The sequence below is a fragment of the Thiomicrospira sp. S5 genome, from assembly GCF_003991075.1.
In the GTDB taxonomy this organism is placed as follows: domain Bacteria; phylum Pseudomonadota; class Gammaproteobacteria; order Thiomicrospirales; family Thiomicrospiraceae; genus Hydrogenovibrio; species Hydrogenovibrio thermophilus.
Genome location: NZ_CP014470.1, coordinates 210988 through 234581, shown reverse-complemented (window position 1 = coordinate 234581; position 23594 = coordinate 210988). Strand labels below are relative to the sequence as shown.

Annotated in this window: 27 protein-coding genes; 7 read left to right on the top strand and 20 right to left on the bottom strand. The window is 50.4% G+C overall.

Annotated elements, in window-relative coordinates:
* The first annotated feature begins 73 nt into the window (after positions 1-73).
* The gene (gene recG, locus AYJ59_RS01040; protein WP_029939148.1) at positions 74-2170 is read left to right on the top strand and encodes an ATP-dependent DNA helicase RecG; all 2097 of its coding nucleotides are present in this window, start codon (positions 74-76) and stop codon (positions 2168-2170) included.
* Positions 2163-2714, top strand: coding sequence for a chorismate--pyruvate lyase family protein (locus tag AYJ59_RS01035; RefSeq protein ID WP_127119069.1), 552 nt, complete (start codon positions 2163-2165; stop codon positions 2712-2714). The genes recG and AYJ59_RS01035 overlap by 8 nt, the downstream gene beginning before the upstream one ends.
* 11 nt (positions 2715-2725) lie before the next feature.
* On the opposite strand, the gene AYJ59_RS01030 is transcribed toward AYJ59_RS01035, so the two are convergent.
* Both AYJ59_RS01030 and AYJ59_RS01025 read right to left on the bottom strand, forming a co-directional pair.
* Complete coding sequence (locus tag AYJ59_RS01030; protein ID WP_029939150.1) at positions 2726-3433, bottom strand: zf-HC2 domain-containing protein; 708 nt, start codon at positions 3431-3433, stop codon at positions 2726-2728.
* Positions 3430-4008: an RNA polymerase sigma factor gene (locus AYJ59_RS01025; protein ID WP_051673471.1), complete on the bottom strand. Its 579-nt coding sequence runs from the start codon at positions 4006-4008 to the stop codon at positions 3430-3432. The genes AYJ59_RS01030 and AYJ59_RS01025 overlap by 4 nt, the downstream gene beginning before the upstream one ends.
* Before the next feature lie 208 nt (positions 4009-4216).
* On the opposite strand from AYJ59_RS01025, the gene AYJ59_RS01020 reads away from it, so the two are divergent.
* The 3 genes from AYJ59_RS01020 (at position 4217) to AYJ59_RS01010 (ending at position 6573) form a co-directional block, all read left to right on the top strand.
* On the top strand, positions 4217-4678 hold the full coding sequence (locus AYJ59_RS01020) for a DsrE family protein (protein WP_127119068.1): 462 nt from the start codon (positions 4217-4219) through the stop codon (positions 4676-4678).
* 29 nt (positions 4679-4707) lie between these two features.
* Positions 4708-5193, top strand: a complete 486-nt coding sequence (locus tag AYJ59_RS01015; protein ID WP_206197888.1) for a DsrE family protein — start codon at positions 4708-4710, stop codon at positions 5191-5193.
* A 66-nt stretch (positions 5194-5259) separates the two neighbouring features.
* Entirely contained in the window at positions 5260-6573 is a 1314-nt protein-coding gene (locus tag AYJ59_RS01010) for a porin (protein ID WP_127119067.1), read from the top strand.
* Between the two features lie 57 nt (positions 6574-6630).
* Here AYJ59_RS01010 and AYJ59_RS01005 read toward each other — a convergent pair whose 3' ends face one another.
* Positions 6631-7563: a hypothetical protein gene (locus AYJ59_RS01005; RefSeq protein WP_127119066.1), complete on the bottom strand. Its 933-nt coding sequence runs from the start codon at positions 7561-7563 to the stop codon at positions 6631-6633.
* Between the two features lie 262 nt (positions 7564-7825).
* Here AYJ59_RS01005 and AYJ59_RS01000 point away from each other — a divergent pair, with 262 nt between their 5' ends.
* Complete coding sequence (locus AYJ59_RS01000) at positions 7826-8332, top strand: hypothetical protein (RefSeq protein ID WP_127119065.1); 507 nt, start codon at positions 7826-7828, stop codon at positions 8330-8332.
* A 1-nt stretch (position 8333) separates the two neighbouring features.
* On the opposite strand, the gene ubiA is transcribed toward AYJ59_RS01000, so the two are convergent.
* The 17 genes from ubiA to mnmG form a co-directional block, all read right to left on the bottom strand.
* Positions 8334-9212 (bottom strand): 4-hydroxybenzoate octaprenyltransferase, encoded by an 879-nt coding sequence (gene ubiA, locus AYJ59_RS00995; protein ID WP_127119064.1) that lies wholly within the window; start codon positions 9210-9212, stop codon positions 8334-8336.
* A complete protein-coding gene (locus tag AYJ59_RS00990) occupies positions 9213-9479 on the bottom strand; it encodes a hypothetical protein (RefSeq protein WP_029939158.1) in 267 nt (88 codons plus the stop codon).
* Between the two features lie 51 nt (positions 9480-9530).
* Positions 9531-10895: a bifunctional UDP-N-acetylglucosamine diphosphorylase/glucosamine-1-phosphate N-acetyltransferase GlmU gene (glmU, locus tag AYJ59_RS00985; protein ID WP_127119063.1), complete on the bottom strand. Its 1365-nt coding sequence runs from the start codon at positions 10893-10895 to the stop codon at positions 9531-9533.
* 138 nt (positions 10896-11033) lie between these two features.
* Positions 11034-11468, bottom strand: coding sequence for a F0F1 ATP synthase subunit epsilon (locus AYJ59_RS00980; protein WP_029939160.1), 435 nt, complete (start codon positions 11466-11468; stop codon positions 11034-11036).
* Positions 11469-11474: 6 nt separating this feature from the next.
* A complete protein-coding gene (gene atpD / locus AYJ59_RS00975) occupies positions 11475-12857 on the bottom strand; it encodes a F0F1 ATP synthase subunit beta (protein WP_164730781.1) in 1383 nt (460 codons plus the stop codon).
* 29 nt (positions 12858-12886) lie between these two features.
* Entirely contained in the window at positions 12887-13753 is an 867-nt protein-coding gene (atpG, locus tag AYJ59_RS00970; RefSeq protein WP_029939162.1) for a F0F1 ATP synthase subunit gamma, read from the bottom strand.
* A 13-nt stretch (positions 13754-13766) separates the two neighbouring features.
* Entirely contained in the window at positions 13767-15308 is a 1542-nt protein-coding gene (gene atpA, locus AYJ59_RS00965) for a F0F1 ATP synthase subunit alpha (protein WP_029939163.1), read from the bottom strand.
* A gap of 14 nt (positions 15309-15322) precedes the next feature.
* Positions 15323-15859, bottom strand: a complete 537-nt coding sequence (locus AYJ59_RS00960) for a F0F1 ATP synthase subunit delta (protein ID WP_029939164.1) — start codon at positions 15857-15859, stop codon at positions 15323-15325.
* Positions 15860-15869: 10 nt separating this feature from the next.
* Positions 15870-16340, bottom strand: a complete 471-nt coding sequence (locus AYJ59_RS00955; RefSeq protein ID WP_029939165.1) for a F0F1 ATP synthase subunit B — start codon at positions 16338-16340, stop codon at positions 15870-15872.
* A 57-nt stretch (positions 16341-16397) separates the two neighbouring features.
* Positions 16398-16682, bottom strand: coding sequence for a F0F1 ATP synthase subunit C (gene atpE / locus AYJ59_RS00950; protein ID WP_011371579.1), 285 nt, complete (start codon positions 16680-16682; stop codon positions 16398-16400).
* Positions 16683-16823: 141 nt separating this feature from the next.
* On the bottom strand, positions 16824-17636 hold the full coding sequence (gene atpB / locus AYJ59_RS00945; RefSeq protein WP_038151778.1) for a F0F1 ATP synthase subunit A: 813 nt from the start codon (positions 17634-17636) through the stop codon (positions 16824-16826).
* Between the two features lie 11 nt (positions 17637-17647).
* On the bottom strand, positions 17648-18013 hold the full coding sequence (locus AYJ59_RS00940) for an ATP synthase subunit I (protein WP_029939167.1): 366 nt from the start codon (positions 18011-18013) through the stop codon (positions 17648-17650).
* Between the two features lie 2 nt (positions 18014-18015).
* Entirely contained in the window at positions 18016-18312 is a 297-nt protein-coding gene (locus AYJ59_RS00935) for an AtpZ/AtpI family protein (protein ID WP_038151781.1), read from the bottom strand.
* A 226-nt stretch (positions 18313-18538) separates the two neighbouring features.
* The gene (locus AYJ59_RS00930) at positions 18539-19405 is read right to left on the bottom strand and encodes a ParB/RepB/Spo0J family partition protein (protein WP_029939169.1); all 867 of its coding nucleotides are present in this window, start codon (positions 19403-19405) and stop codon (positions 18539-18541) included.
* Positions 19406-19419: 14 nt separating this feature from the next.
* Positions 19420-20187: a ParA family protein gene (locus AYJ59_RS00925; protein ID WP_029939170.1), complete on the bottom strand. Its 768-nt coding sequence runs from the start codon at positions 20185-20187 to the stop codon at positions 19420-19422.
* Positions 20188-20838 carry a 16S rRNA (guanine(527)-N(7))-methyltransferase RsmG gene (gene rsmG / locus AYJ59_RS00920; RefSeq protein ID WP_051673601.1) on the bottom strand — a complete coding sequence of 217 codons (651 nt, stop codon included), beginning with the start codon at positions 20836-20838 and terminating at the stop codon, positions 20188-20190.
* Between the two features lie 14 nt (positions 20839-20852).
* Positions 20853-22745 (bottom strand): tRNA uridine-5-carboxymethylaminomethyl(34) synthesis enzyme MnmG, encoded by a 1893-nt coding sequence (gene mnmG, locus AYJ59_RS00915; protein ID WP_127119061.1) that lies wholly within the window; start codon positions 22743-22745, stop codon positions 20853-20855.
* Positions 22746-22938: 193 nt separating this feature from the next.
* Between mnmG and AYJ59_RS00910 the strand changes: the two genes are divergently transcribed.
* On the top strand, positions 22939-23556 hold the full coding sequence (locus AYJ59_RS00910) for a hypothetical protein (protein WP_127119060.1): 618 nt from the start codon (positions 22939-22941) through the stop codon (positions 23554-23556).
* Positions 23557-23594 lie beyond the last annotated feature (38 nt).

Genomic DNA, 23594 nt, shown 5'->3' with positions numbered 1-23594 from the left:
CGCCCAGGCCTGGGTGTTTTTGCGGAATTTTTGCTAAAATTGATTTTATTTCACACGCTTCGAATCCGCCCTTATGCCCGCAACCGACAACCAGCCTTTGGCACAACAAAAATTGACGTCCCTGAAAGGCGTCGGCGATAAGTTGGCGGAAAAGCTCAATCGCCTGGGACTGTTCGTGGTGCAGGACTTGTTATTCCACCTGCCGTTGCGCTATCAGGACAAAACCAAACTCACTCCCATCGCCAATCTGTTCATTGGCCAGGAAGCCTTGATTGAAGGCGAAATCATCAGCCACCACATGACGCAGACCCGCAACAGCAGCCTGATCGTCAAACTGGTGGACGAAAGCGGCCAAACCCTAAGCTGCCGCTTCTTCCATTTCCACTATCGGCAGGCCCAGCAATTCAAACGCGGCCAAATACTGCGCGGTTACGGCGAAGTGCGCTCCGGTCCCAGTGGACTGGAAATGGTGCACCCGGCGTATCAACTTTTCGCCCGCGATAACACACCGCCGCTGGAACAAACCCTGACGCCGGTTTATCCGGTCACCGAAGGACTGGGGCAACCAACCCTGTTGAAACTGATTCAGCAGGCGCTGACGTTACTCAAGCAATATCCGTTGGCGGAAGCCTTGCCCCCGCATTTATTGGACGAACTGCAACTGCCACCCATCAACGAATCCTTGTTGCGGCTGCATCAACCGCAACCGGAAGACGACCTGTTTCTGATCAAACAGTTCCAGCACCCGGCGCAAAAACGCCTGATTCTGGAAGAATTGCTCACCAGCCAACTGAGCTTGCAACTGTTGCGGCAATCCGAAAAACAACGCCAGGCACCGATCTTTCCACCCAGCCAAATCGCCAACCAACTGCTGGCCTCTTTGCCGTTTGAGCTCACCGGTGCCCAACAACGGGTGCTGGATGAAATCCGTCAGGACGTCAATCAACCGCACCCCATGCAGCGCCTGGTGCAAGGGGACGTCGGCTCCGGCAAAACCGTCATTGCCGCGCTCGCCGCCATTCAAGCCGCCGATGCCGGTTACCAGGTGGCCATTATGGCCCCGACGGAAATTCTCGCGGAACAGCACCGCAACCATTTTCAGGAATGGCTGGAACCGCTCGGCATTCCGGTCGCCTGGCTCAACGGCCGCATGAAAGCCGCCGAAAAACGCTTTATGCAGGCACAAATCGAATCCAACGAGGCCAAAGTGATCATCGGCACCCACGCCCTGTTTCAGGAAAGCGTCACCTTCAACCGACTCGGGTTGGTCATCATCGACGAACAACACCGTTTCGGCGTGCACCAACGCTTGGCGTTGCACGATAAAAGCCAGCTTGACGACGACACCCATCCGCACCAGCTGATTATGACGGCCACGCCGATTCCACGCACCTTGGCGATGACCGCTTACGGCGACCTGGATTTGTCCATCATCGATGAACTGCCACCCGGCCGCCAGCCCATCGACACCGCGGTATTGAACAATCAAAAACGCTTTGAGGTGATGGAGCATCTGTATGCACAGTGCAAAGCCGGCGTGCAGGCCTACTGGGTCTGCCCGCTGATTGAAGAATCGGAATTACTGCACGCCCAGGCGGCGGAAGTCACCGCCCAACAATTCAAAGACCATTGGCCGGATTTACGCGTCGGCTTGATTCACGGCCGTTTGAAAGGCGACAAAAAAGCCGAGATGATGGCGGCTTTCCAGAACCATGAACTGGATTTACTGGTCGCCACCACCGTGATTGAGGTGGGCGTCAATGTACCGAATGCCAGTTTGATGATTATCGAAAACGCCGAACGACTCGGTCTGGCGCAATTGCACCAATTACGCGGACGCGTAGGCCGGGGGCACAAAAAAAGCCACTGTGTGCTGTTGTACCAGGCCCCACTGGGCGAAACCGGCAAAGCGCGCCTCAACATCATGCGCGACACCAACGACGGTTTCCGCATTGCGGAAGAAGACTTGAAATTACGCGGCCCGGGCGAAATTCTCGGCACTCGACAAACCGGCGGCCTGCAATTTAGAATAGCCGACTTGAAGCGGGATCAGGAATGGATTCCGGTCGCAAAACATTGGGCCGAAACCCTGGCCGTCAGCGACCCGGACATTGTCGATGCCCTGCATACCCGCTGGATAGGAGAACGAATGGATTACAAACATGCCTGACCGTTTGCATTGGTACCCGGCCGCGCTGTTCGGACGCCTGGGCATCGAACCCGCTTACCGGGAATGGTTGCTGGAAACCGGTTCCTTGACCGCCAAAATCCGCCAGGCCTGCCCGGAAATGCACGTGACGGTTTTATCGGAAAGATGGGAAGTGCCGTTGCGCTTTGAGGCGGAACGTTTGAAACTGGCCGACAACCGCAAGGCCTGGGTACGATGTGTATTGCTAAAATGCGGCGATGAGCCTTTAGTGTACGGCCGTACCGTGATTCCCGACTGCGTGCCGGGCAATGCCTGGTACCGTCTGCGTCAACTGGGGAATCGTCCTTTGGGCGAAATCCTGTTTCAGCTTCCCAATGTACAACGGACGCCGTTTGAAATCGCCCACACCCAATCGACCGATTGGCCATACTTGCCCGAGGTTGAACCGGCCAGACCGGTCTATGCAAGGCAATCCGCCTTCACACAAAACGGCGACACCCTGTTACTGTCGGAAGGCTTTCGCGTCCGCCCAGCCGGTTCACCGCCGTCTCAAGTACTGCCTTAAACAAGACGACCCTAGAACTTGTAGTACTTCCAACCTGTTTGCATACGGTTGACGATTTCGTCGATCGCGGTTTTATCCGACTCGACACCGTCAATCAACTTGGCCGGCTCTCCTTTGGCGGCTCGACGTTCCAAAGCACGTTGACAGGCAATCAACTTGAGGTTGTCGTATTGCGCCAACAGGCTGATGATGGCTTCACGGCTCTGATTATCCTGCTCGAACAACTCGATGCCATGGTCATTGGCCACGATTTCGATTTGCATCGGTGGCACACCTTCCTGCGCTTTGTTTTCCGCCAACAGGGTGCTGGCTTTTTGCAAAAGCGCTTGGGTTTTTTCCGGCTGGTTGGAATCGATATGCAACAGAATCCGACTGTCGGTCGCCTCATTCTGCACCACCGACACACCTTGCATCCCCGAATCGGCGGGCGAATAAGGCAATGCAAAGACGCCCAATGCCACCACCAGCGCAACCGATGCGGCCGCGGCCCAGTAAGTTCGGTTAGACCCTTGGCATTCAAACGTCGGACGCGGCGGCACCGGCACCTTTTGATAGTGCTCCAGCATCTGCTGCTTGATTTTGCGCAGCTCGCACACCTCATGGCGCAACGCCGGATCCAACTTCAATGCTTCTTCAAATCGCTGGCGTTCCTGCAACGATAATTCGCCGTCCAGGTAGGCATGGATTTCCTGCGGTGTCGTTTTCAATTTTTCCGTCATTTCGCGCTACTCTTCTTTAAAACGACCACATTGTCTGGATAACTGGGAATCAGCTTCTCACTGGTGACCAATTTCTTCAACTTTTCCCGGGCTCGGGAAAGACGGCTCATGACCGTGCCGACCGGCACTTCGGTGATTCCTGCCACTTCCTGATAGGAATAGCCTTGTAGGTCGACCAGAACGATGACTTCCCGTTGATCGATCGGCAGATTGCCGATGGCATCATGAATGTTCTGAATCGTCTGCTTGCGAATATACAAGGATTCAATCGATTCCGTTTTCAGTTGCTCGCCCACTTCGGCGACGTCCACCTGATGCCAACGGGCATTTTGCCGACAGTTATCGTAAAACAGGTTATGCATGATTTTGCACAACCATCGGTCCACGTTTTCAAAACACGTCAGTTGATCGGCTTTCTGCAACGATTTCAACATAGTGTCCTGAACCAAATCTTGCGCCAAGGACTCATCCTGACTCCAGGCGTAAGCAATTCGGTAAAGATTGGCGTAGTGCGATTCCAGCACCGCATTCAACTTCACCTGATTGGTTTTTAATTTAATCCAATTGCTAATCATTCAAACTCCCTTTTTTTCATCATAGGCAAAATTTTCGACCGCGACAAGCCTTTGTTTTACCTATCAGAATATAACTGTTTCATGAAATAAGGAGCCGTTATCCCATCATAGAAATAACCATCTCAGAAAGTTGGAATAAAGCCGGAAGGTTTTCCGTTATTGGGGAGAGCGCTCTTGAAGACGCATGAAACTTTGGAGGAAATAAAACGTGTTCAAACCTAAAACAAAACTGTTCATTCTTAGCTGGCTCGCCACTTTGTTGTTCTCAGCCAACATTATGGCGGCGGCACAGGAACCGCCATTGCCGGATACTTTTGCCACCCACAAAGTCGTCCTGCAAATCAGTGACCCGAATCCATTCAAGCAGACTTTGGTGCTGAATGTGGCCAACAATCTGATGAAGCACTACGATGCCGGCGACTTGGATCTGGAAATCGTCGCCTTCGGCCCAGGCTTGCGCTTAATGCTGGAAGGCAACGTCAATACGCCGCGCATTAAGGCGCTCATGAACGCCGGCGTGCGTTTCAGCGGCTGTGCCAACACTTTGAAACACTTTACCAAGGTACTGGGAAGCAAACCCGCACTGACCGAAGGCGTGACCGTGGTACCAGCCGGTGCGGCGCGTATCCTGCAGTTGAATGCCGCCGGTTATCAAATACTGAAACCTTAATCAAACGACTCTAAGAGTCCGAGGAGACCATGATGCTTAACGTTACCAAACTGTTTGTCCTGACCTTGCTGTCCGGCTGGGTGCTGTTGTCTTCAGCGCAGGCGTCCGAAGGATATGGCCATCAAAAAGTGGTTTATCACATCAATTATGACGATGCCAAAAAGCAGTCCAGCACCTTACGTAACATCCAGAACCACATCAATGCGGTCGGCGCGGATAACCTGGACATCAAAGTCGTGCTGCACGGCAACGGCCTGTCTTTACTGCTGAAAGAGGACGCCCTGAAAAACGTGCCGAAATTCAAGGCCGCCAATGCCTCCACGGAGATGCAGCAGAAGGTGGACAGTCTGCGCATGCAAGGCGTGGTGTTTGATGTCTGCGCCAACACCCTGAAGGGCCGAAACGTCGATTACAAACGTGATCTTTACGACGTTGACCAGAAGGACATCGTGCCCAGCGGCGTGGCCGAACTGGCACACCTGCAAGAAGAAGGGTTCGTTTACCTGAGACCTTGAATCACCTAACCCTTAAATAAATTGAATAGACCCTAAAAACAATAGAAAACACTAGAGAAGAGGCTTATGAAAAAACAATTTTTAACCAAACTGTTACCGGCCGCCATCATCGCGGCTTGCACCACCACTCCGGCGCACGCCACCAACTGGTTGATGCTGCAAGGCACCGAACCCGCCGACCAAGCGCCAAGAGCCAAGCTTTGGGGCTTTGTGCAACTGGACTATCAGCACACCGATGACACCAAACTGAAAGCGGGCCCAGGCAAAGGCAAACCGGCGGCCTTTAACCAAATGGCCCCTCAATTGGACAGCGCCAGCGGATTCAATGTCAAACGTGCCCGTATCGGGGTACGCGGCAACAACCTTCCGTTGGATAAAAAAGTGAACTATTTCCTGCTGGCGGAATTCGGGAACAACGGTATCACCACAGGCAAAGGCGCATCCCAAGGTCAACTGACCGACGCCAGTGTCACCTTAAATTACATTCCGGGTGCACGCGTACGCGCCGGTTTATTTAAAACTCCTGGCTCGGAAGAAGGTCTACAAGCCGCTTTCGTCGCCAATTACATCAACTTCTCCAATGCCACCGATCGCTTGCTGTTGGAAAGAGATTTTGAATACGAAAGCGGAAATACCGAGCGGGATGGCCCGGTCGGTGCCTTCCGTGATACTGGGGTGCAGATATTCGACACTTTTAATCTCGGCGGATGGGACACCAGTTATGCGGTTATGATCGGCAACGGCAGCGGTTTAGCCGTCACCAACAACAATGGAGATATGGACACCTACCTGTACGCCTCCACCGAAAAGGTTTTTGGCGACTCCAAAGGACCGCGCCGCCAAGGGTTTAAGCTGTATGCCTGGAACCAAAGCGGGAAGCGAGATTACAATGATGGCACCCCGACATCACCGGGCACAGAACAAAGTCAGGACCGTACCCGTAGCGGCGTGGGGACCACCTTCTTTAACGGCAAATATCGGATGGCGGCTGAGTACATCATGGCCGACGGGATGATTTACGGCGGAACCTCTGGCGCAAGAACGCCAGACGATGGTGGCACCTTCAGTGTTTTACCGGATCAGAAAGCCGACGGTTATTACGTCAGTTTGGGGTATCGTCCGATTTCAACCGTGGAACTGGATGTGCGTTATGACAAACTGAACAGTGCCACCGATAAAAACGGTACGGGCGGTGCCAATGCCGAGCGTGTATTCGAAACCACGACGCTGGGCGCACAATACTTCTTCAATAAGAAGACGTCCCTGAAAGCCAACTACGAAATCCGTAGCGTTGACGCACCGAACTCCAACGATACCGTCAATGACATTCTGGATTCCATCGATAATCGTATTTCCGTACAGCTAACCGCTGTTTTCTAAGTTTCGTTGCTTGTCTAAAGTGCTTTGGCCTGCTTTGCAGGCCTTTTTTATATCCACTTATTTATGATCATAGAACTGCGCTTCCAGCATAAAGCGAATGCTGGCGTCGGCTTTATTGAAATTGGTATCATCGTAAAAACTGATTTCCGGATCGATCTCAAAGAACATCCAGTCCTTATAAATTCGCTCCCGCCAATTCACCCCAACCGAATAGGAACTTAAATTGAACCCTGGCGCATCCGGAGTCCAATTCCAGCCCCACCCAAGGTAATAAGCTAAGCCACGATGTACATTGACCTGATCGACAAAAATGAAATTCTGCGACAACGAATAGTTTTGATCTTTATCTTTCCAGTCCGCTTCGGTTTGCGAACGGAATAAAAACTGGTTATTGATTTGGCGGTCGAACACCTGACGGGAATTCAGCCCCACACCTTTATAACTTTCCCAATACAAATCCTGATACATCCGACTGTACCACTTAGGACTGAGCTGCCACTTGTAATGCAACTTGATCCGCGCATACGGATCCGGTTCAATAATATTGCGGAAATTCAGCCCCACATCAACAAAGGTAGCGGTAAAACCGGCAATGTCCAACGCATAACGCAAACCGACATTGGTACCATCATCCTGCTGAGGTGAAGTGGCGCTCGACGCGTTATTCAAAGGTGAATTATTGCCCGTTCCGGCCGTGCCAGCCGCCCCTCCGGATGACAACTCCTTGATATTATCTTCCGCCGAACTGACAATCAAATGCCAGCGCCGATTGGTTCTTGGTAGGGCGATTTTGGTTCGAAATTTCACTTGAGTATCGATACTGCCGTCGGAATGAAACCGGACCGGCGTCATAATGTCCAAACGACTGCCTTTGGTTCGGTCAAAGGAGTCGTCGGTTCCGAAAAAGTCATCCGCCTGTTCGCCGAAATCATCCACCTTATGACTGAGCCAATCGTGCATGGTGTCCAGATACTTGAAAGTGAAGTTCAATAACGGGCTTTCCGTGCCTTCAAAAAAATAGGTCTTCTCCGGTAGCGGTTGAGTCGGTCCCTCTGATGTAGGCGGAGCATTGTCGGGGGCAGGCGATGACGAAGGGGGGGCAGCGGTTTCGGTCTGTGATTTGGCTTCGGCCTCGGAAGAATCGGATGCCGAATTGGCGGAACCCTCGGAAAAGACTGTTTGCGGTATGCACCACGCAATCCCGCTCAAAAGCAGTATAATGATTCTATTATTATGCAATCGAAAATGCCTCATGTCGGATCAAATCAAACAAATCCAAGCCACATATCAGCCCATTGAAGATCGAATCCTGTTCCAGCTGCATACCCAGCAACAACAGTGCATGCAAGCCTGGATTACCCGACGTTATCTGAAATTACTCATTCCGGCACTGCAAGGCCAACACCCGCAAACCGGCGAAACCATTGTTCAACACCAACACCCGGCGGAACACCAACTGCGGCAAGAAAAAGCTCAGTTGGAAGGCGACTTCGAAAAACCCTACGAAGAGCCGGAAAATCTGGAACACCCTTTGGGCGATACCCCTATTCTATTGGCGAAAATGACCTTTCGCAATCTGGATGGGCCGGAACCACAATTGGCCTTGGAACCCGACGAAGGGGCCGGCATCCAGCTGGGCTATAACCCGGAACTGATGGGGGTTCTGCTCAAGGTCTTGTCCAAGGCGTTGACCAAAGCCGATTGGTCGTTGGATTTGGAGCCGATTCTCGACATGCCGGATAATTTCACTCTGCAATAATTTAAAGAGTGCCTAGCCAGGGTATCACACTTTTATCCGCAACAATGCCGACCAAAATCACCACGCCCACCCAGTGATTGTTTAAAAACATCCGGAACGCCTGTTCGGGCTGTTGGAAATGCAACAACCACTGGTGATAGACGAACAACCCAGCAGCGGCCAAAATGGACAAGTCATACGCCCAGCCCAAATCGAACAATTGACCCAACCACACAAAACCGGCCAGCATCATCAGTTGAAAAGCGCCCACTATCCACTGGACCTTTTCACCGAACAAAATCGCCGTCGATTTGATACCGAGTTTCAAATCATCTTCCAAGTCCGCAATGGCATAGGCGGTATCGTAAATCAGCGCCCAAATCAGGGTTAATGTGAAAATCACCCAGGCCTGCCAGGGCACGTCATTCTGAACCGCCGCAAACGCCATCGGGATGGCCCAGGCAAAAGCCGCACCCAAAAACGCCTGCGGCCAATAAGTGTGCCGCTTCATAAACGGATACAAAACGGCTAGGAACAAAGCCCCCAACGAAAGCGCAATGGTCAGTGGATTCAGCATCAGCACCAGACCGAAGCCGACCAACCCCAACAGAACGAAAAAACGCAGCGCCTGTTTTTCCGTCAAGGCACCGGTCGCCAGCGGACGACAGCAAGTCCGTGACACGTCGCCATCGAAATGGCGGTCGGCATAGTCATTGATGACACAACCCGCCGAACGCATAATGACGGCGCCCAAAATAAAAATCAGCACAATCGACCAAGGAGGCGTGCCATCCGCCGCTAACCAAAGCGCCCACAACGCCGGCCACAGCACCAAATAAATCCCCACCGGCCGGTTCAGCCGAGTCAGATCCAGATATGCTTGTAACGTTTCTCGAGTCATCTACAATTCGGCAACCAAGGCATCCATCAACGGCTTCGCAGGCGGATTCATTTCCAGGTAGGCTTCAAGCTCACCGTGATTATCGGAATAATGCAAGGTCACTTCGGCCCGGCGTTCATCCTCCAAGGTCTTCTCCCATTTCATCATATAAGCCCAACCAATGAACTGGCTTTGGCCACCGTCTTGAAAGAAGAGCGACCACCCTTGCTCATTCATACGCTTTTGAAAGGCTTCCGCTTGTTGCGGTTCGATCATTAAATACACCATATCGACACCCGACGGTTTGGATAGTGAACGGAAAGAATCGGCCAGGCCTGGTTATTTTTTAACCGGACGCTGCCAATCCTTAAAACTGATTTGCTTGGAACGCGACAGGGTCAGGGTTTCCGCCGGCGCGTCTTTGGTAATGGTGGAGCCGGCACCAATGGTCGCACCGTCATGCACCGTCACCGGAGCCACCAACTGGGTGTCCGACCCAACGAAAACCCGGTCACCAATGACGGTTTGATGCTTATTCACGCCATCATAATTACAGGTAATCGTGCCGGCACCGATATTCACGTCCTGCCCCATAACGGTATCGCCGACATAGGAAAGATGGTTGACCTTCGAGCCCTGCCCGATTTGTGCTTTTTTGGTTTCAACGAAGTTACCAATCTTCACGCCTTCCGCTAACTCGGTTCCTGGGCGTAAACGCGCGTAAGGCCCAATTTGACAGGCTTGGCCGATGCGTGCCGATTCGATATGACTGAAAGCGTGAATCACTGTATTGTCGGCAATCACGGCATCTTTAATCACACAGTTCGCTTCAATCACCACATTATTCCCCAAAGTGACTTGACCTTCGAACACGACATTCACATCGATTTGCACATCCTGGCCCACATCCAACTGACCGCGAACATCTATACGGCTGGCATCAATTAGCGTCACACCTTGCACCATTAAATCCTCGGCTAAGGCCTGCTGATAACGTCGTTCCAAAGATTGTAACTGTAGTTTGTTATTCACGCCCAATACCTCAATTTCCGATTGCGGTTGCGTGGTATGCACTTCAAAACCATCGGCCACACACATGGCAATGATATCGGTCAGATAATATTCGCCTTGTGCATTGTCATTCGACAAACGCGCCAGCCATGGCTTCAAATAGGTTCCGGACGCGGCCAAAATACCGGTATTTACTTCCCGGATCGTTTTTTCCGCTGGGGAAGCATCCTTTTCCTCGACAATCGCCTGCACGGCATGATGCGGATCACGCACAATACGTCCATAGCCGGTGGCATCGTCCAGGTTAATCGTCAACAGCGCCAAGGGATGCTGGTCATCAATCAAGCCCAGTAAATCCTGAAGCGTTTCGGCACGGGTCAAAGGCACATCACCATAGAGTATCAGCACCGTGTCCTCATCGGAAAAATGCGGAACCGCCTGTTGTACGGCATGGCCGGTACCCAGTTGTTCCTCCTGCATCGCAAAAGTCATATTCGGATGCCGGATTCGTTCCGCAACCAACTCGGCACCGTGACCAATCACCGTCACGATGTCCTGGCAATCGAGTCGGTCAGCCGTTGCGACAACGTGCCCTAAAAGCGGTTTTTGCGCCAATGGCTGCAGCACTTTCGGTAAATTCGAACGCATCCGCGTGCCTTTTCCGGCCGCCAAGATAACCACTTTTAGGGACATGAAAACTCCTGAAACTTCATAAAACCGCAATCAAACCCTTCCGTTAGGGTTGCTCTTAAACGTATTCTATCGAATTTGTTTGATTGCAATTCTAAAAAAAAAGCACCCGAAGGTGCTTTTTCTAAAAGGACAATTGACTTAAGACAATCCTGTCTTGTGCAAACGATCACGCAACTTGCTAATCGTCTGAATCTGCGCAACGGCTTCCGCCAATTCGATTTGAGCACGTGCTACGTCTGTATCAGACTTCGCTTGCTCCATCGCATCTTCGGCACGACGTTTCGCTTCTTCAGCTGCAGCTTGATCCAAGTCTTCAGCGCGGATCGCGGTATCGGCCAGAATGGTAACAACACTTGGTTGCACTTCTAGCACACCGCTGTTGATGAAAAAGAAATCTTCTTCATCACCACTGACGACACGAACCTGCCCTGGCTTTAACTGAGTTAATAGCTGGGTATGTTTTGGCAGGATGCCGACTTCACCATCGGCAGCCTGTGCAAAGACCATATCCGCTTTACCAGAGAACATTGAGCCCTCTGCACTTACAATATCGACTTGCATTGAGACTGCCATAATCAATTAATCCTTATATTTTTTAGCTTTTTCAAGCACTTCGTCGATATCACCGGCATACATAAATGCTTGCTCTGGGACATCGTCAAGTTCGCCGGAAAGAATCATTTTGAAACCACGGATGGTTTCTTTCAATGAAACATAACGTCCATCTTCACCGGTGAATACTTTCGCGACGAAATAAGGTTGAGAGAAGAAGCGTTGCATCTTACGAGCACGTGCTACCAGAGCACGGTCTTCTTCAGACAGCTCATCCATCCCTAGGATCGCGATGATGTCTTTCAACTCTTTATAACGCTGAAGTGTTTCTTGAACGCCACGAGCCGTATCATAGTGCTCGTTACCAACAACCAACGGATCCAGCTGACGAGAAGTCGAATCCAATGGATCGATCGCAGGATAGATACCGGTTTCGGCAATCGAACGGTTCAATACAACGGTTGCGTCCAAGTGAGCAAATGTTGTTGCTGGTGCCGGGTCAGTCAAGTCATCCGCCGGTACATAGACCGCTTGGATAGACGTGATGGAACCGGTTTTAGTGGACGTGATACGTTCCTGGATTTGACCCATTTCTTGGGCCAACGTTGGCTGATAACCTACCGCAGAAGGCATACGACCCAACAGGGCGGATACTTCGGTACCGGCTAGGGTATAACGGTAAATGTTATCAACGAAGAACAGGATGTCACGACCTTCGTCACGGAAGTACTCAGCCATGGTCAAACCAGTCAAAGCAACACGTAGACGGTTACCTGGTGGCTCATTCATCTGACCGTATACCAAAGCAACTTTATCCAGTACGCCGGACTCTTCCATTTCATAATAGAAGTCGTTACCTTCACGTGTACGCTCACCCACACCCGCAAATACGGAATAACCGGAGTGCTCGATGGCGATGTTACGGATCAATTCCATCATGTTAACGGTTTTACCAACACCGGCACCACCGAACAGACCGACTTTACCACCCTTAGCGAATGGGCAGATCAAATCGATAACTTTAACACCCGTTTCCAACAACTCTTGAGAAGCCGCTAGCTCTTCAAACGCTGGTGCAGCGCGGTGAATGGTCATTTTCTCGTCGGACTCAACAGGACCCGCATTATCAATTGGGTTCCCTAGAACATCAAAGATACGACCCAGTGTTGGTTTACCAACCGGAACCGCAATCGCTTCACCGGTATTGAAAACAGCCATGCCACGTTTCAGACCGTCGGAAGAACCCATTGCGATGGCACGCACGACTTCATCACCAACTTGCTGTTGAACTTCAAGAGTTAGCCCTAGTTCATCAACAGTTAACGCGTCATAGATCTTTGGTAAATCAGCACCTTTAAACTCGACGTCGATTACCGCGCCGATTACTTGTACTATTTTTCCACTCATAATCTTTAACCTTTTATTGAAATACTTCAAACTTAAACAGCTGATGAACCAGCCACAATTTCCGAAAGTTCGGCTGTGATTGCTGCTTGACGAGCCTTGTTGTAAGACAGCTTAAGCTCGTTAATCATCTCACCCGCATTATCAGTCGCATTCTTCATTGCAATCATTCGAGCACCCTGTTCACAGGCCGCGTTTTCAACGACGGCACCGAAAACGGTACTTTCAACATAACGACGCATCAACAAGTTCAGAGCTGTTTTCGCATCGGGTTCGTAAATATAATCCCAATACGTCTCTTCTGTTGCTTCTTCATCGGATTGCAAAGGAACAAGCTGTTTAATCGTCGGAGATTGAGTCATCGTATTAACGAATTCGTTGGAAGCCAAATGTACTTCATCAACTTCACCGGCGTCAAAACGATCCAGAACCACTTTAATGGTTCCGACCAAATCTTCGATGTGTGGGGCATCGCCCAGATCAGTAACAGTGGCCACCACATTCCCGCCGTAGCTCTTAAAGAATGTTTGTGCCTTGTTACCGACCAGTGCAAGCTCAACTTCCACACCTTGCTCCTGCCACTTCTTAAGCAATGGCAATGCTTTGCGGAATAAGTTTGAATTTAAACCACCACATAGTCCACGGTCGGAAGAGACCATAATCAATGCCACGCGCTTTACCTGATCGCGGACCTGGGTATAAGGATGCTTATACTCAGGGTGCGCACCGGAAACGTGATTGATGACTCTCTTCACTTTTTCGACATATGGGCGTGTGGCTTCCATGCGTGCTTGCGCTTTACGCATTTTGGAAGCCGCCACCATTTCCATGGCTTTGGTGATTTTCTTGGTATTTGTTACGGAAGCGATTTTCGCCCGTATTTCTTTACTACCGCCTGCCATGGCCTACCCCTTCTTAATAAACGCCGTTTGCTTTGAATGCTTCAACCATCGCTTTAACGTCTGTGATGATGTCATCATTCCAGTCGCCTTTTTCGTTGATTTTAGCCGCCAAATCAGCTTTTTCAGAGTTTAGATAGGCATGCAAGGCCGCTTCGAAGTCCAGTACTTTTTCGACTTCAACGTCATCCAAGTAACCTTCATTCGCCGCATATAGGGAAACGGCCATTTCTGCGATAGTCAAAGGTGAATACTGCTTCTGCTTCATCAACTCGGTGACGCGCTTACCACGCTCCAACTGAGCTTTTGTTGCAGGATCCAGGTCAGAAGCGAACTGGGCGAAAGCCGCCAATTCACGGTACTGAGCCAAATCAAGACGAATACCACCACCCAGCTTTTTGATCGCTTTTGTTTGGGCAGAACCACCAACACGCGATACCGATAGACCCGCGTTAACCGCCGGACGGATACCTTGTGTGAACAAACCAGTCTCTAGGAAGATTTGTCCATCTGTAATCGAGATTACGTTGGTTGGTACGAATGCAGATACGTCACCGGCTTGTGTTTCAATGATTGGTAGCGCGGTCAAAGAACCGGTCTTACCTTTCACTTCACCGTTGGTGAATTTTTCTACGTAGTCCGCGTTAACACGAGCGGCACGCTCAAGCAAACGAGAGTGAAGGTAGAAAACATCCCCAGGGAAAGCTTCACGTCCTGGTGGACGACGTAGCAACAAGGAAATCTGACGATACGCTTGCGCTTGCTTGGTCAGATCATCATAGATGATCAAAGCGTCTTCACCGCGGTCACGATAGTATTCACCCATCGCACAACCGGCATAAGCCGCCATATATTGCAACGCAGCTGGATCAGAAGCGTTAGCCGCAACGATAACCGTGTTTTCCATGGCACCGTATTCTTCCAATTTACGCGCAACGTTGTTCACTGTGGAAGCTTTTTGACCCATTGCGACGTACACACATTTCACACCCGTGTTCTTTTGTGAAATGATGGCATCAATCGCGATAGCCGTTTTACCGGTTTGACGGTCACCGATGATCAACTCACGTTGACCACGACCAACAGGAATCATCGAGTCGATGGACTTGATACCTGTCATCATAGGCTGATCAACCGATTGACGATCGATAACGCCCGGCGCGATGCGCTCGATTGGCGAAGTCAGTTTCGTGTCGATTGCACCTTTACCGTCGATTGGACGACCTAGACCGTCTACAACACGACCATTCAGTTCCGGACCAACCGGCACTTCCAAAATACGTCCAGTACAAGTGACTTTGTCACCTTCTGAGATGTGCTCATATTCACCTAGGACAACGACACCAACGGAATCACGCTCAAGGTTAAGCGCCATACCGAAAGTCTCTTCGTCAAATTGAACCATCTCACCATACATTACATCTGACACACCATGAATAAGTGCGATCCCGTCAGCAATACTGACGACCGTACCTTCACTGCCAGACTCTGCAGCCCCATCAAACCCTTTGATTCGGTCTTTGATTAGGTTACTGATTTCAGAGGCATTCAATTGCATGTGTTTCCTCTCCATTATTGGGCGATTGCTGCGCCAAGTTTGTTAAGTTGAGAACGCGCTGAGCCATCTACCACCCAGTCACCGACTTTAATCTTAATGCCTGCGATCAGCGTTGGATCTTCTTCATAACTGATCTCAACGTCGGCATCAAACTTAGCATTTAAAGCAGCACTTAATTTCTTCTTCTGCTCAACCGTCGCTTTGCGCGCTGAAACAACTGTCGCTCTAACACGCTTTTCGTCTTCGGCTTTCAATTGTTCAAACAATTCAGCCACATCGGAAAGCGCTGCAAGGCGTTTGTTTTCAGACATGATTGTTAGAAGATTCTTAGCTTCATTCGTCAAAGCCGTTCCCATCACACCAACGAAGATGTCCAAGACTTCTTCTTCGGTTGCAACCGGGTTCACCATAAAGGCCTGCATCGCATCATCGGAAGCGATGGCGGCCAAACTGGTTAACTGCTCTGACCATTCCGCTAGTTTATTTTCTTCTTTCGCCACGTCGAAAGCGGCTTCAGCGTACGGTCTTGCAATCGTTATTAATTCTGCCATAGAGTTATCCTTAGATTGATTTAACTAAGGTTTCAAGCATGTCGTTGTGTGCTGCTGCATCGACTTCTTTATTAAGAATTTTTTCTGCACCAGAAACAACCAGAGTGGAAACTTCTTTACGAAGCTCTTCTCTTGCGCGACTTACTTCTTGCTCTAATTCTGCTTGGGCGGAAGCCTTAATACGGTCAGCTTCTTCAGAGGCTTTGATCTTCGCATCTTCTACGATTTCAGATCCTCTTTTTTCTGCTTGACTCAATACATTTTGAGCTTGAACTTTGGCTTCTTTCAGTACTTCTTTCGCACGTTGTTCAGCCAATTCAAGTTCATGCTTACCTTTCTCAGCGGCAGAAAGTCCGTCAGCAATACGTTTTTGACGGTCTTCCATTAGCTTAGACAGCGGCCCCCACAGCACTTTATTCACCAACCAAATCAATAGCACAAAAGCCAAGATTTGGATGAGAAGCGTTGCATTAATACTCACGGTGGTTACCTCGCCATTCGTTTATTTAAAAAATAGTTGGTTATGAAACAGTTTGGATTACGCACCCAAAGCAGCTTGCATAGCTCCGACGAATGGGTTAGCGAATAGGAACCACATTGCAAATGCCAAGATAATGAATGGGAAAGATTCCATCAAACCGGCGAAAATGAACATGTTTGTCATTAGCGCAGGACGCATTTCTGGCTGACGTGCGATACCTTCTAGAGTCTTAGAACAGATCAGACCCCAACCGATAGCTGAACCTAGACCAGCCGCAGCCAAGATCACACCCACACCAATTGCTGTAGCAGCATAAATGTCCGCAATAAATTGAGCTTCCATTTAGATTACTCCTTAAAGTTTTATACAAAGTTAAAGTTAAAAAAGCTTTTTACCGGCCACACCGTTGTTCAATGAAACCCGGCAGGTGCGCTTAAACCTTAAGGGAGACAAGCTCCCCGTTATTCCTTTTATTGTTTACCCTTAATGCTCTTCGTGAGCCATACCCAGATAAACAATGGTTAACACCATAAAGATAAAGGCCTGAAGCGTGATAACCAACAAGTGGAAAATCAACCAACCCAGGTCCAATACCGCTTGTAACGGCGCCCAGAATAAGGCAGCGGCACCCACTGCCAAAGTTCCACCGATCAAAGCGATCAGCAGGAATACCAATTCCCCTGCAAACATGTTACCGAACAAACGCAGCGCCAAGGACAAAGGCTTGGAGACTTCTTCGATCAGCGTCATCACAATGTTGACAGGAACTAAGAATTTACCGAAAGGGTGGAACAGGAACATCTTGATGAATCCAACAATCCCTTTCACTTTAATGTTGTAGTAAAGAATCAATGCGAATACGGTAAACGCCATCCCCAAGGTGGTATTCAAATCCGTTGTCGGAACCACTTTCAAATACGCATGCGGGTCGCCCGTAATAATCTGGAACAGGTATGGCAACAAATCAACCGGAATCAAATCCATGAAGTTCATCAACCACACCCATAGGAAGATGGTCAGCGCTAAAGGAGCGATCAATGGATTGTGTCCAGGAAAAGCATCTCTTACATTGGTGGAAACAAAGTCCAGAATACTTTCGACAAAGTTTTGGAATCCGCCCGGTGTACCGGACTCAAGCTGCCGGCCCAAACGCATCGCCGCAAACACAATCAACGCGCCTAGCAGCACACTAAAAAAGATGGTATCCAGGTTAAATGTCCAGAAACCTTCTCCAATGCTATTATTGGTCAAGTGGTGTTGAATATACTCGACCGTCCCCATTTTTTCAGCACTCAAGGGTCTTCTCCTTAGTCAGTCAAACGCTGCTTCCCTTTCAAATTAAACACCTGGCCGACTTGCATGACCACAAAGGTCAACACCACCGGCAAGGGTGCCAATTCAAAAAGTTGCAACCCCAAAACAAATAACACAGCAAGCAGGATAAACCTAACCACTGCACTCAAATATAAAACCAATATGCCGCTTTTCGGGTCTGTCTTAGCTTTTTGGTTGGCAACTTTAAACGTCAGTGCCAACAAAGCCACATTCACAACACCGATCAAAAAACCGAACGCAGCGGCAGAAAACTGTTCCTGCCAGGCAAACACCGCCACCATCAACAAACCCAACAAACCTTGAATCTGGATGGATTTACCCAAGCTGCTTGCCTGCATCTTCATTCCTTATCCGACTGCTTGGAATCGCTCACCGAACTCATCGGCCTTTCGTCTAACAATTCCATCTTTCCAAGCAGTTTATGTACTTTCATCATCCCGCCGACAAAACCAAGCACACCGCAACTCAACAAAAACAGCGGTGTGGTGTCGAACAGCACATCAAATGCATAACCCACCAAAAAACCGGCGACGATCATACTGGTGAAAACGGAACCGGCGCTCAACAGCAAAAAATTCAGGGCCGGCTTATGTTTTCTTTCGTTTTGTCCAGCCTTTTTGGGTTCCAGTTCCGACACGGGACGTTCAATGCTCCGATAAATTATTCAGGTTCGACTTTCTTCTCAAGTCAAACGGTCAAGAATAATAGCGGTTTCTGATGCCAAAATCTAGTAATAATCCAATTAATTTTTTTTGCCCACAATATATTGGTTCGTTTCAAAAAACGAACACTAGAGGAGAATTTTTTACCATCAAACCGAAGCAATAACCTTTTATTAAAAATGGTTATTCAATTGAACTAACTCACTGATTTAATTCGTGTAACAAGCGCTTCAACTCCTCTTCGGAACGGTAGGCGATTTCAATTTTTCCACGCCCCTTCGCGCCATGCGAAATCTTCACATCGGTGGCCATCTTTTCCGCCAAGCGTGCCTGGTGGTCTTCAGCAAATTTCGGCAACGCCGGTTTTTTGGACTTTTTCAGCTGACTCGGCACCAAGACATTCTGCACCGCTTGCTCGATTTCACGCACCGTCCACTGCTTCAAAATAGCCTTTTCCGCCAACTCTAATTGAATGGTTTCCGGCAAGGTAATAATGGCACGTGCATGCCCCATGGACAACTTGCCGTCATGCAACCAATTCTGCACCGGTTGCGGCAACTTCAACAACCGCAGAAGGTTAGTGACGGACGCACGGGAACGGCCCACGGCATCGGCCACGGCTTGCTGCGTCAAATCAAACTCCTGCATCAAGCGCTTCAGACCCAAGGCGGTTTCAATCGGATTCAAGTCCTCACGCTGCATGTTTTCAATCAATGCCATCGCCAATGTCGCCTGGTTATCGGCTTTACGAATCACCACCGGTACCGACTCCAACCCGGCCTGTTTGGCCGCACGCCAACGACGTTCACCGGCGATGATTTCATAGCGATCGTCACCCAATGCCTTCACCACAATCGGCTGAACAATACCCTGAATGCGAATCGAGTCCGACAGTTCCTGGAGAGCCTCGGCGCCGAATTGCTGACGCGGCTGGTATTCACCCGGTACCAATTGATCAATTGCGATCTTATCAATCCGCAAATCCGACAGACTGTTTTCCGCTTTCTGCTTACCGCCAATCAGGGCACTGACCCCTCTTTTCCCCATGCCAGAACGTCTTTTTGCCATTACTCTTTACCCAGTTAGATTTTTGTTTTTCGGATCAATTCATTCGCCAACGCCAAATAGGCCACCGCACCGTTCGAGCCCCGGTCGTAATCCAGTATCGACTCACCGTAACTCGGCGCTTCCGCCAAGCGGACATTTCGCGGCACGATGGTTTGCAACACCTTCATACCGAAGTGCGCCACCAACTCGCTGGACACATCATTGGCCAGATTATTACGACGGTCATACATGGTGCGCAACAGGCCGTCGATGTGCAAATCCGGATTCAACTCCGTTTGCACCGCCTCAATCGTATCCATCAAGGCCGACAAACCTTCCAGCGCAAAATATTCACACTGCACCGGCACCACAATGCCGTCGGCGGCCGTTAATGCATTCAGGGTCAACATATTCAAAGTTGGCGGGCAGTCGATGAGAATCACATCGTATTTATCGCGCAATTTCTTTAACGCTTTTCGTAAACGTTTCGGGCCTTTTGATTCGTCGATCAAATCGACTTCCGCCGCGGTCAAATCGCCATTGGCACCAATCAGATCGAGGTTTTCGACATTGGTTTCCATCACCGCATCACGGGCTTTGGTCTCGCCGACCAGCACATCGTAAGCGGACACGTTTAAATCGTCCTTTTCCACTCCGATCGCCACCGTGGCATTGCCTTGCGGATCCAGGTCAATCATCAGAACTTTCTTCTGCATTCGAGCCAACGCAGCGGATAAATTCACCGTCGATGTCGTCTTCCCGACACCCCCTTTCTGATTGGCGACCGCAATGATCCTACTCATTTATTTTTCCCGGCATTTTTCGATTTTAATCAACGTTCTTTGCGCGTCCAAATCGGGCACTTTCAAGTCAAAAACTTGCGACATTTTAGCAAACTCTGGCAGCTCTGCGACTTCATCTTGTGTTTTTTGCGCTTTCATCGCCCACCAGTGTCCACCGACCGCCAACAGGTGTTCGGTCCACGTCAACATATCGTCTAACGACGCAAACGCCCGTGACACCACGCCGTCATAAAGCTGTTCCGGGCGATAGGCTTCCACCCGCTGGTGTAGCACTGTGACGTTTTCCAACCCCAGTTCGGCCTTGGCCTGAATTAAAAAACGGGTTTTTTTACTGTTGCTGTCCAGCAAATCGATTTGACGCTCCGGGAACAGAATCGCCAATGGAATACCGGGCAAGCCACCGCCAGTGCCGACATCAATCAAACGTTCACTGTCGATAATGGCCGCCACGCTCAAACTGTCGAGCAAATGTTTGACGAACATCTCGTCCAGATCGCGAATCGCGGTCAGGTTGTAGGTCTTATTCCACTTTTCAAGCAGGGAAAGGTAATGCAGTAATTTCGACCAGGCCTGGGTGTTTTCGGGTAAACCGAACTGCTCAAACGCTGTAGCGAGACGACCGGAGAATTGATTATGATGAGCGCTATCCACGAACAAACGATCCCTCAACCAGCCGCTTTGCGCTGCTTTTTAATTGAAATCAGCAGTAGCGACACCGCCGCTGGTGTCACCCCGGAAATACGTGACGCCATGCCCAAGGTGGTCGGTTTGTGATCACGCAACTTCTGCTTCACTTCGTTCGACAGACCGGAAATGGCATCCAAATCCAGGTTGGCTGGAATTTCAACACTTTCGGCACGTCGCAACTTGTCGATTTCCTCTTGCTGGCGAGCGATGTAACCCGAGTACTTGGCTTCGATTTCAATCTGATCGACCACCGTTTCGTCCTGCAAACCGTCGCCGAACATATCCAACGAGGCCAAAGCGTCATAGGTCACTTTCGGGCGTTTGAGCAAGTCGTAAAGCGTTTGCTCTTTACTCAACGGCAAATCCATCAAGGCCTCGGCCTTTTTCGCCTCGGCATGTTGCGGATAAATCCAGGTTTCCTTCAAACGTGCCAACTCGGTTTCCATCTGTTCCATTTTGGCTTCAAACGCCATCCAACGCTCATCGTCAATCAAACCGAACTCGCGGGCAATCGGCGTCAAACGCTGATCAGCATTGTCTTCCCGCAACATCAGACGATACTCGGCGCGTGAGGTGAACATCCGGTAAGGCTCGGACGTCCCCAGCGTAATCAAATCATCCACCAACACACCGATATAAGCTTCGTCACGTCGCGGATACCATTGGGACTTTTCCTGCGCGCGGCGCGCGGCGTTCAAACCGGCCAACAAGCCTTGTGCGGCCGCTTCTTCGTAACCGGTGGTGCCGTTGATTTGCCCGGCGAAGAACAAGCCGTGAACCGCTTGGGTTTCCAAGGTCGGTTTTAAACCGCGCGGGTCGAAATAATCGTATTCAATGGCGTAACCGGGACGCATGATGCGGGCATTTTCCATCCCCTTCATGGATTGCACAATCTGCACCTGGGTTTCGAACGGCAAACTGGTGGAAATGCCGTTTGGGTACAATTCATTCGACGTCAGGCCTTCCGGCTCGATAAACACCTGATGGCGGTCACGTTCGGCAAAGCGCATCACCTTGTCTTCGATGGATGGACAATAACGCGGCCCGACACTGTCGATTTCACCGGCGTCGGAATACATCGGCGATTGATCCAGAGATTGACGGATAAACTCATGGGTTTGTTCATTGGTATAGGTAATGTAGCAAGGCATTTGCTGCGGATGCATCTCCGCTTTGCCCATAAAGGAAAACACCGGCATCGGCGTGTCGCCCGGCTGAATCTGCATGGCTTCGAAATCAACGGTACGCGCGTCGATGCGTGGTGGCGTGCCGGTTTTCAGGCGACCGACTGGCAAATCCAATTCACGCATTTTTTCCGCCAAGCCATTCGCGGGGGCATCCCCGGCGCGGCCACCTTCGTAGTTCTTCAAACCAATATGAATGCGCCCGGCCAGAAAGGTCCCGGCCGTCAACACCACTTGGCGTGCATAGAAACGCAACCCCATCTTGGTCACGGCGCCGATAACTTCACCGCCCTCCAGAATCAAATCTTCCACCGATTGCTGGAAAATGGTCAGATTCACCTGGTTTTCCAAGCGCATGCGAATCGCCTGACGATACAACACGCGATCGGCCTGGGCACGAGTGGCGCGCACCGCCGGGCCTTTCGAGGCGTTCAGCGTGCGGAATTGAATCCCCGCCTCATCAATTGCCAAGGCCATGGCGCCGCCCAGTGCATCGACTTCTTTCACCAAATGACCTTTACCGATGCCGCCAATCGCCGGATTACAGGACATCTGTCCGAGCGTATCAATATTATGCGTTAATAGCAGGGTTTTCACGCCCATGCGCGCGGACGCCAGCGCGGCTTCCGTACCGGCATGCCCGCCTCCGACGACAATCACATCAAAATTGGTCACCGCGCTATCCATCGAAACAACTCCACCCGCCTGTTAATACGCCGACGCCGGAACCAGAAATCCCACCAGGCCTGGTCAAAACCGTCTTTTCGGCTGCCTATAAAAAAACGATGCATTATAGCATAAATTCCGCTTGGAATAATTTTACCTTTCATCGTATTTTTTCTTCTATAATGTTGAAAACACTCAACAAAAAGGCCCCATCATGACTCTGTTTTCCGCGCCGGTTCGTTTTTCCCTGTTGTTGACTCTGCTTTCCCTGAGCGCTTGCTCGCTGACGCCGCCCAAAAGCATGATGGACGTCCAAGCGGGTTACACCTTTACATTGAAAAAGCCGGTCACCGTTCCGGCGCATGATGCTCGGGCCTTCATTCAGGACGGTCAAATGACCACCCACCACGGCTTTAACCGCTACGAACAACATTGTGAACTTGAAGTAAAAGACTTGTCCCGCAAGCCGCAAGTGATTCAACCCGGCACCTTCACCATCACCAAAGTGCGTATCGACTCCGAAGCCATCGCCAGCCGCCAAGCGCCTACGGTTTTCTATGCGATGAACGACATCAATCCTTATCCGAACCAAACACTTCGTGACCTGCCGGCCCACGTCAACTTGGCCGACAATGACGGAGGTGCCGGCATTGACCCGACCATGGATTTGGTTTACCTCTACCTCGAGTCGAAAACCCAGCCCAATATCCTGCGTTTAACCTGTGCCGGTTCATTGAGCCGCGGCAACCCGTTGGATGCGCCTCGTAGCCAACGCCCACAGCAAAAACAAATCAACCAGATTCTCGGCAGCTACGGCGAAGTGGCGCCCTGACGTTGACTGAAAACTAAAAAATTCAACCGTCATACCGG

What these genes read in the sequence shown, in the direction of transcription:
- recG (WP_029939148.1), top strand. Translation starts at nt 74, where the DNA reads ATGCCCGCAACCGACAACCAGCCTTTGGCACAACAAAAATTGACGTCC.
- AYJ59_RS01035 (WP_127119069.1), top strand. Translation starts at nt 2,163, where the DNA reads ATGCCTGACCGTTTGCATTGGTACCCGGCCGCGCTGTTCGGACGCCTG.
- AYJ59_RS01030 (WP_029939150.1), bottom strand. Translation starts at nt 3,433, where the DNA reads ATGACGGAAAAATTGAAAACGACACCGCAGGAAATCCATGCCTACCTG.
- AYJ59_RS01025 (WP_051673471.1), bottom strand. Translation starts at nt 4,008, where the DNA reads ATGATTAGCAATTGGATTAAATTAAAAACCAATCAGGTGAAGTTGAAT.
- AYJ59_RS01015 (WP_206197888.1), top strand. Translation starts at nt 4,708, where the DNA reads ATGATGCTTAACGTTACCAAACTGTTTGTCCTGACCTTGCTGTCCGGC.
- AYJ59_RS01010 (WP_127119067.1), top strand. Translation starts at nt 5,260, where the DNA reads ATGAAAAAACAATTTTTAACCAAACTGTTACCGGCCGCCATCATCGCG.
- AYJ59_RS01000 (WP_127119065.1), top strand. Translation starts at nt 7,826, where the DNA reads ATGTCGGATCAAATCAAACAAATCCAAGCCACATATCAGCCCATTGAA.
- ubiA (WP_127119064.1), bottom strand. Translation starts at nt 9,212, where the DNA reads ATGACTCGAGAAACGTTACAAGCATATCTGGATCTGACTCGGCTGAAC.
- AYJ59_RS00990 (WP_029939158.1), bottom strand. Translation starts at nt 9,479, where the DNA reads ATGGTGTATTTAATGATCGAACCGCAACAAGCGGAAGCCTTTCAAAAG.
- glmU (WP_127119063.1), bottom strand. Translation starts at nt 10,895, where the DNA reads ATGTCCCTAAAAGTGGTTATCTTGGCGGCCGGAAAAGGCACGCGGATG.
- AYJ59_RS00980 (WP_029939160.1), bottom strand. Translation starts at nt 11,468, where the DNA reads ATGGCAGTCTCAATGCAAGTCGATATTGTAAGTGCAGAGGGCTCAATG.
- atpG (WP_029939162.1), bottom strand. Translation starts at nt 13,753, where the DNA reads ATGGCAGGCGGTAGTAAAGAAATACGGGCGAAAATCGCTTCCGTAACA.
- atpA (WP_029939163.1), bottom strand. Translation starts at nt 15,308, where the DNA reads ATGCAATTGAATGCCTCTGAAATCAGTAACCTAATCAAAGACCGAATC.
- AYJ59_RS00960 (WP_029939164.1), bottom strand. Translation starts at nt 15,859, where the DNA reads ATGGCAGAATTAATAACGATTGCAAGACCGTACGCTGAAGCCGCTTTC.
- atpE (WP_011371579.1), bottom strand. Translation starts at nt 16,682, where the DNA reads ATGGAAGCTCAATTTATTGCGGACATTTATGCTGCTACAGCAATTGGT.
- AYJ59_RS00940 (WP_029939167.1), bottom strand. Translation starts at nt 18,013, where the DNA reads ATGCAGGCAAGCAGCTTGGGTAAATCCATCCAGATTCAAGGTTTGTTG.
- AYJ59_RS00930 (WP_029939169.1), bottom strand. Translation starts at nt 19,405, where the DNA reads ATGGCAAAAAGACGTTCTGGCATGGGGAAAAGAGGGGTCAGTGCCCTG.
- AYJ59_RS00925 (WP_029939170.1), bottom strand. Translation starts at nt 20,187, where the DNA reads ATGAGTAGGATCATTGCGGTCGCCAATCAGAAAGGGGGTGTCGGGAAG.
- mnmG (WP_127119061.1), bottom strand. Translation starts at nt 22,745, where the DNA reads ATGGATAGCGCGGTGACCAATTTTGATGTGATTGTCGTCGGAGGCGGG.
- AYJ59_RS00910 (WP_127119060.1), top strand. Translation starts at nt 22,939, where the DNA reads ATGACTCTGTTTTCCGCGCCGGTTCGTTTTTCCCTGTTGTTGACTCTG.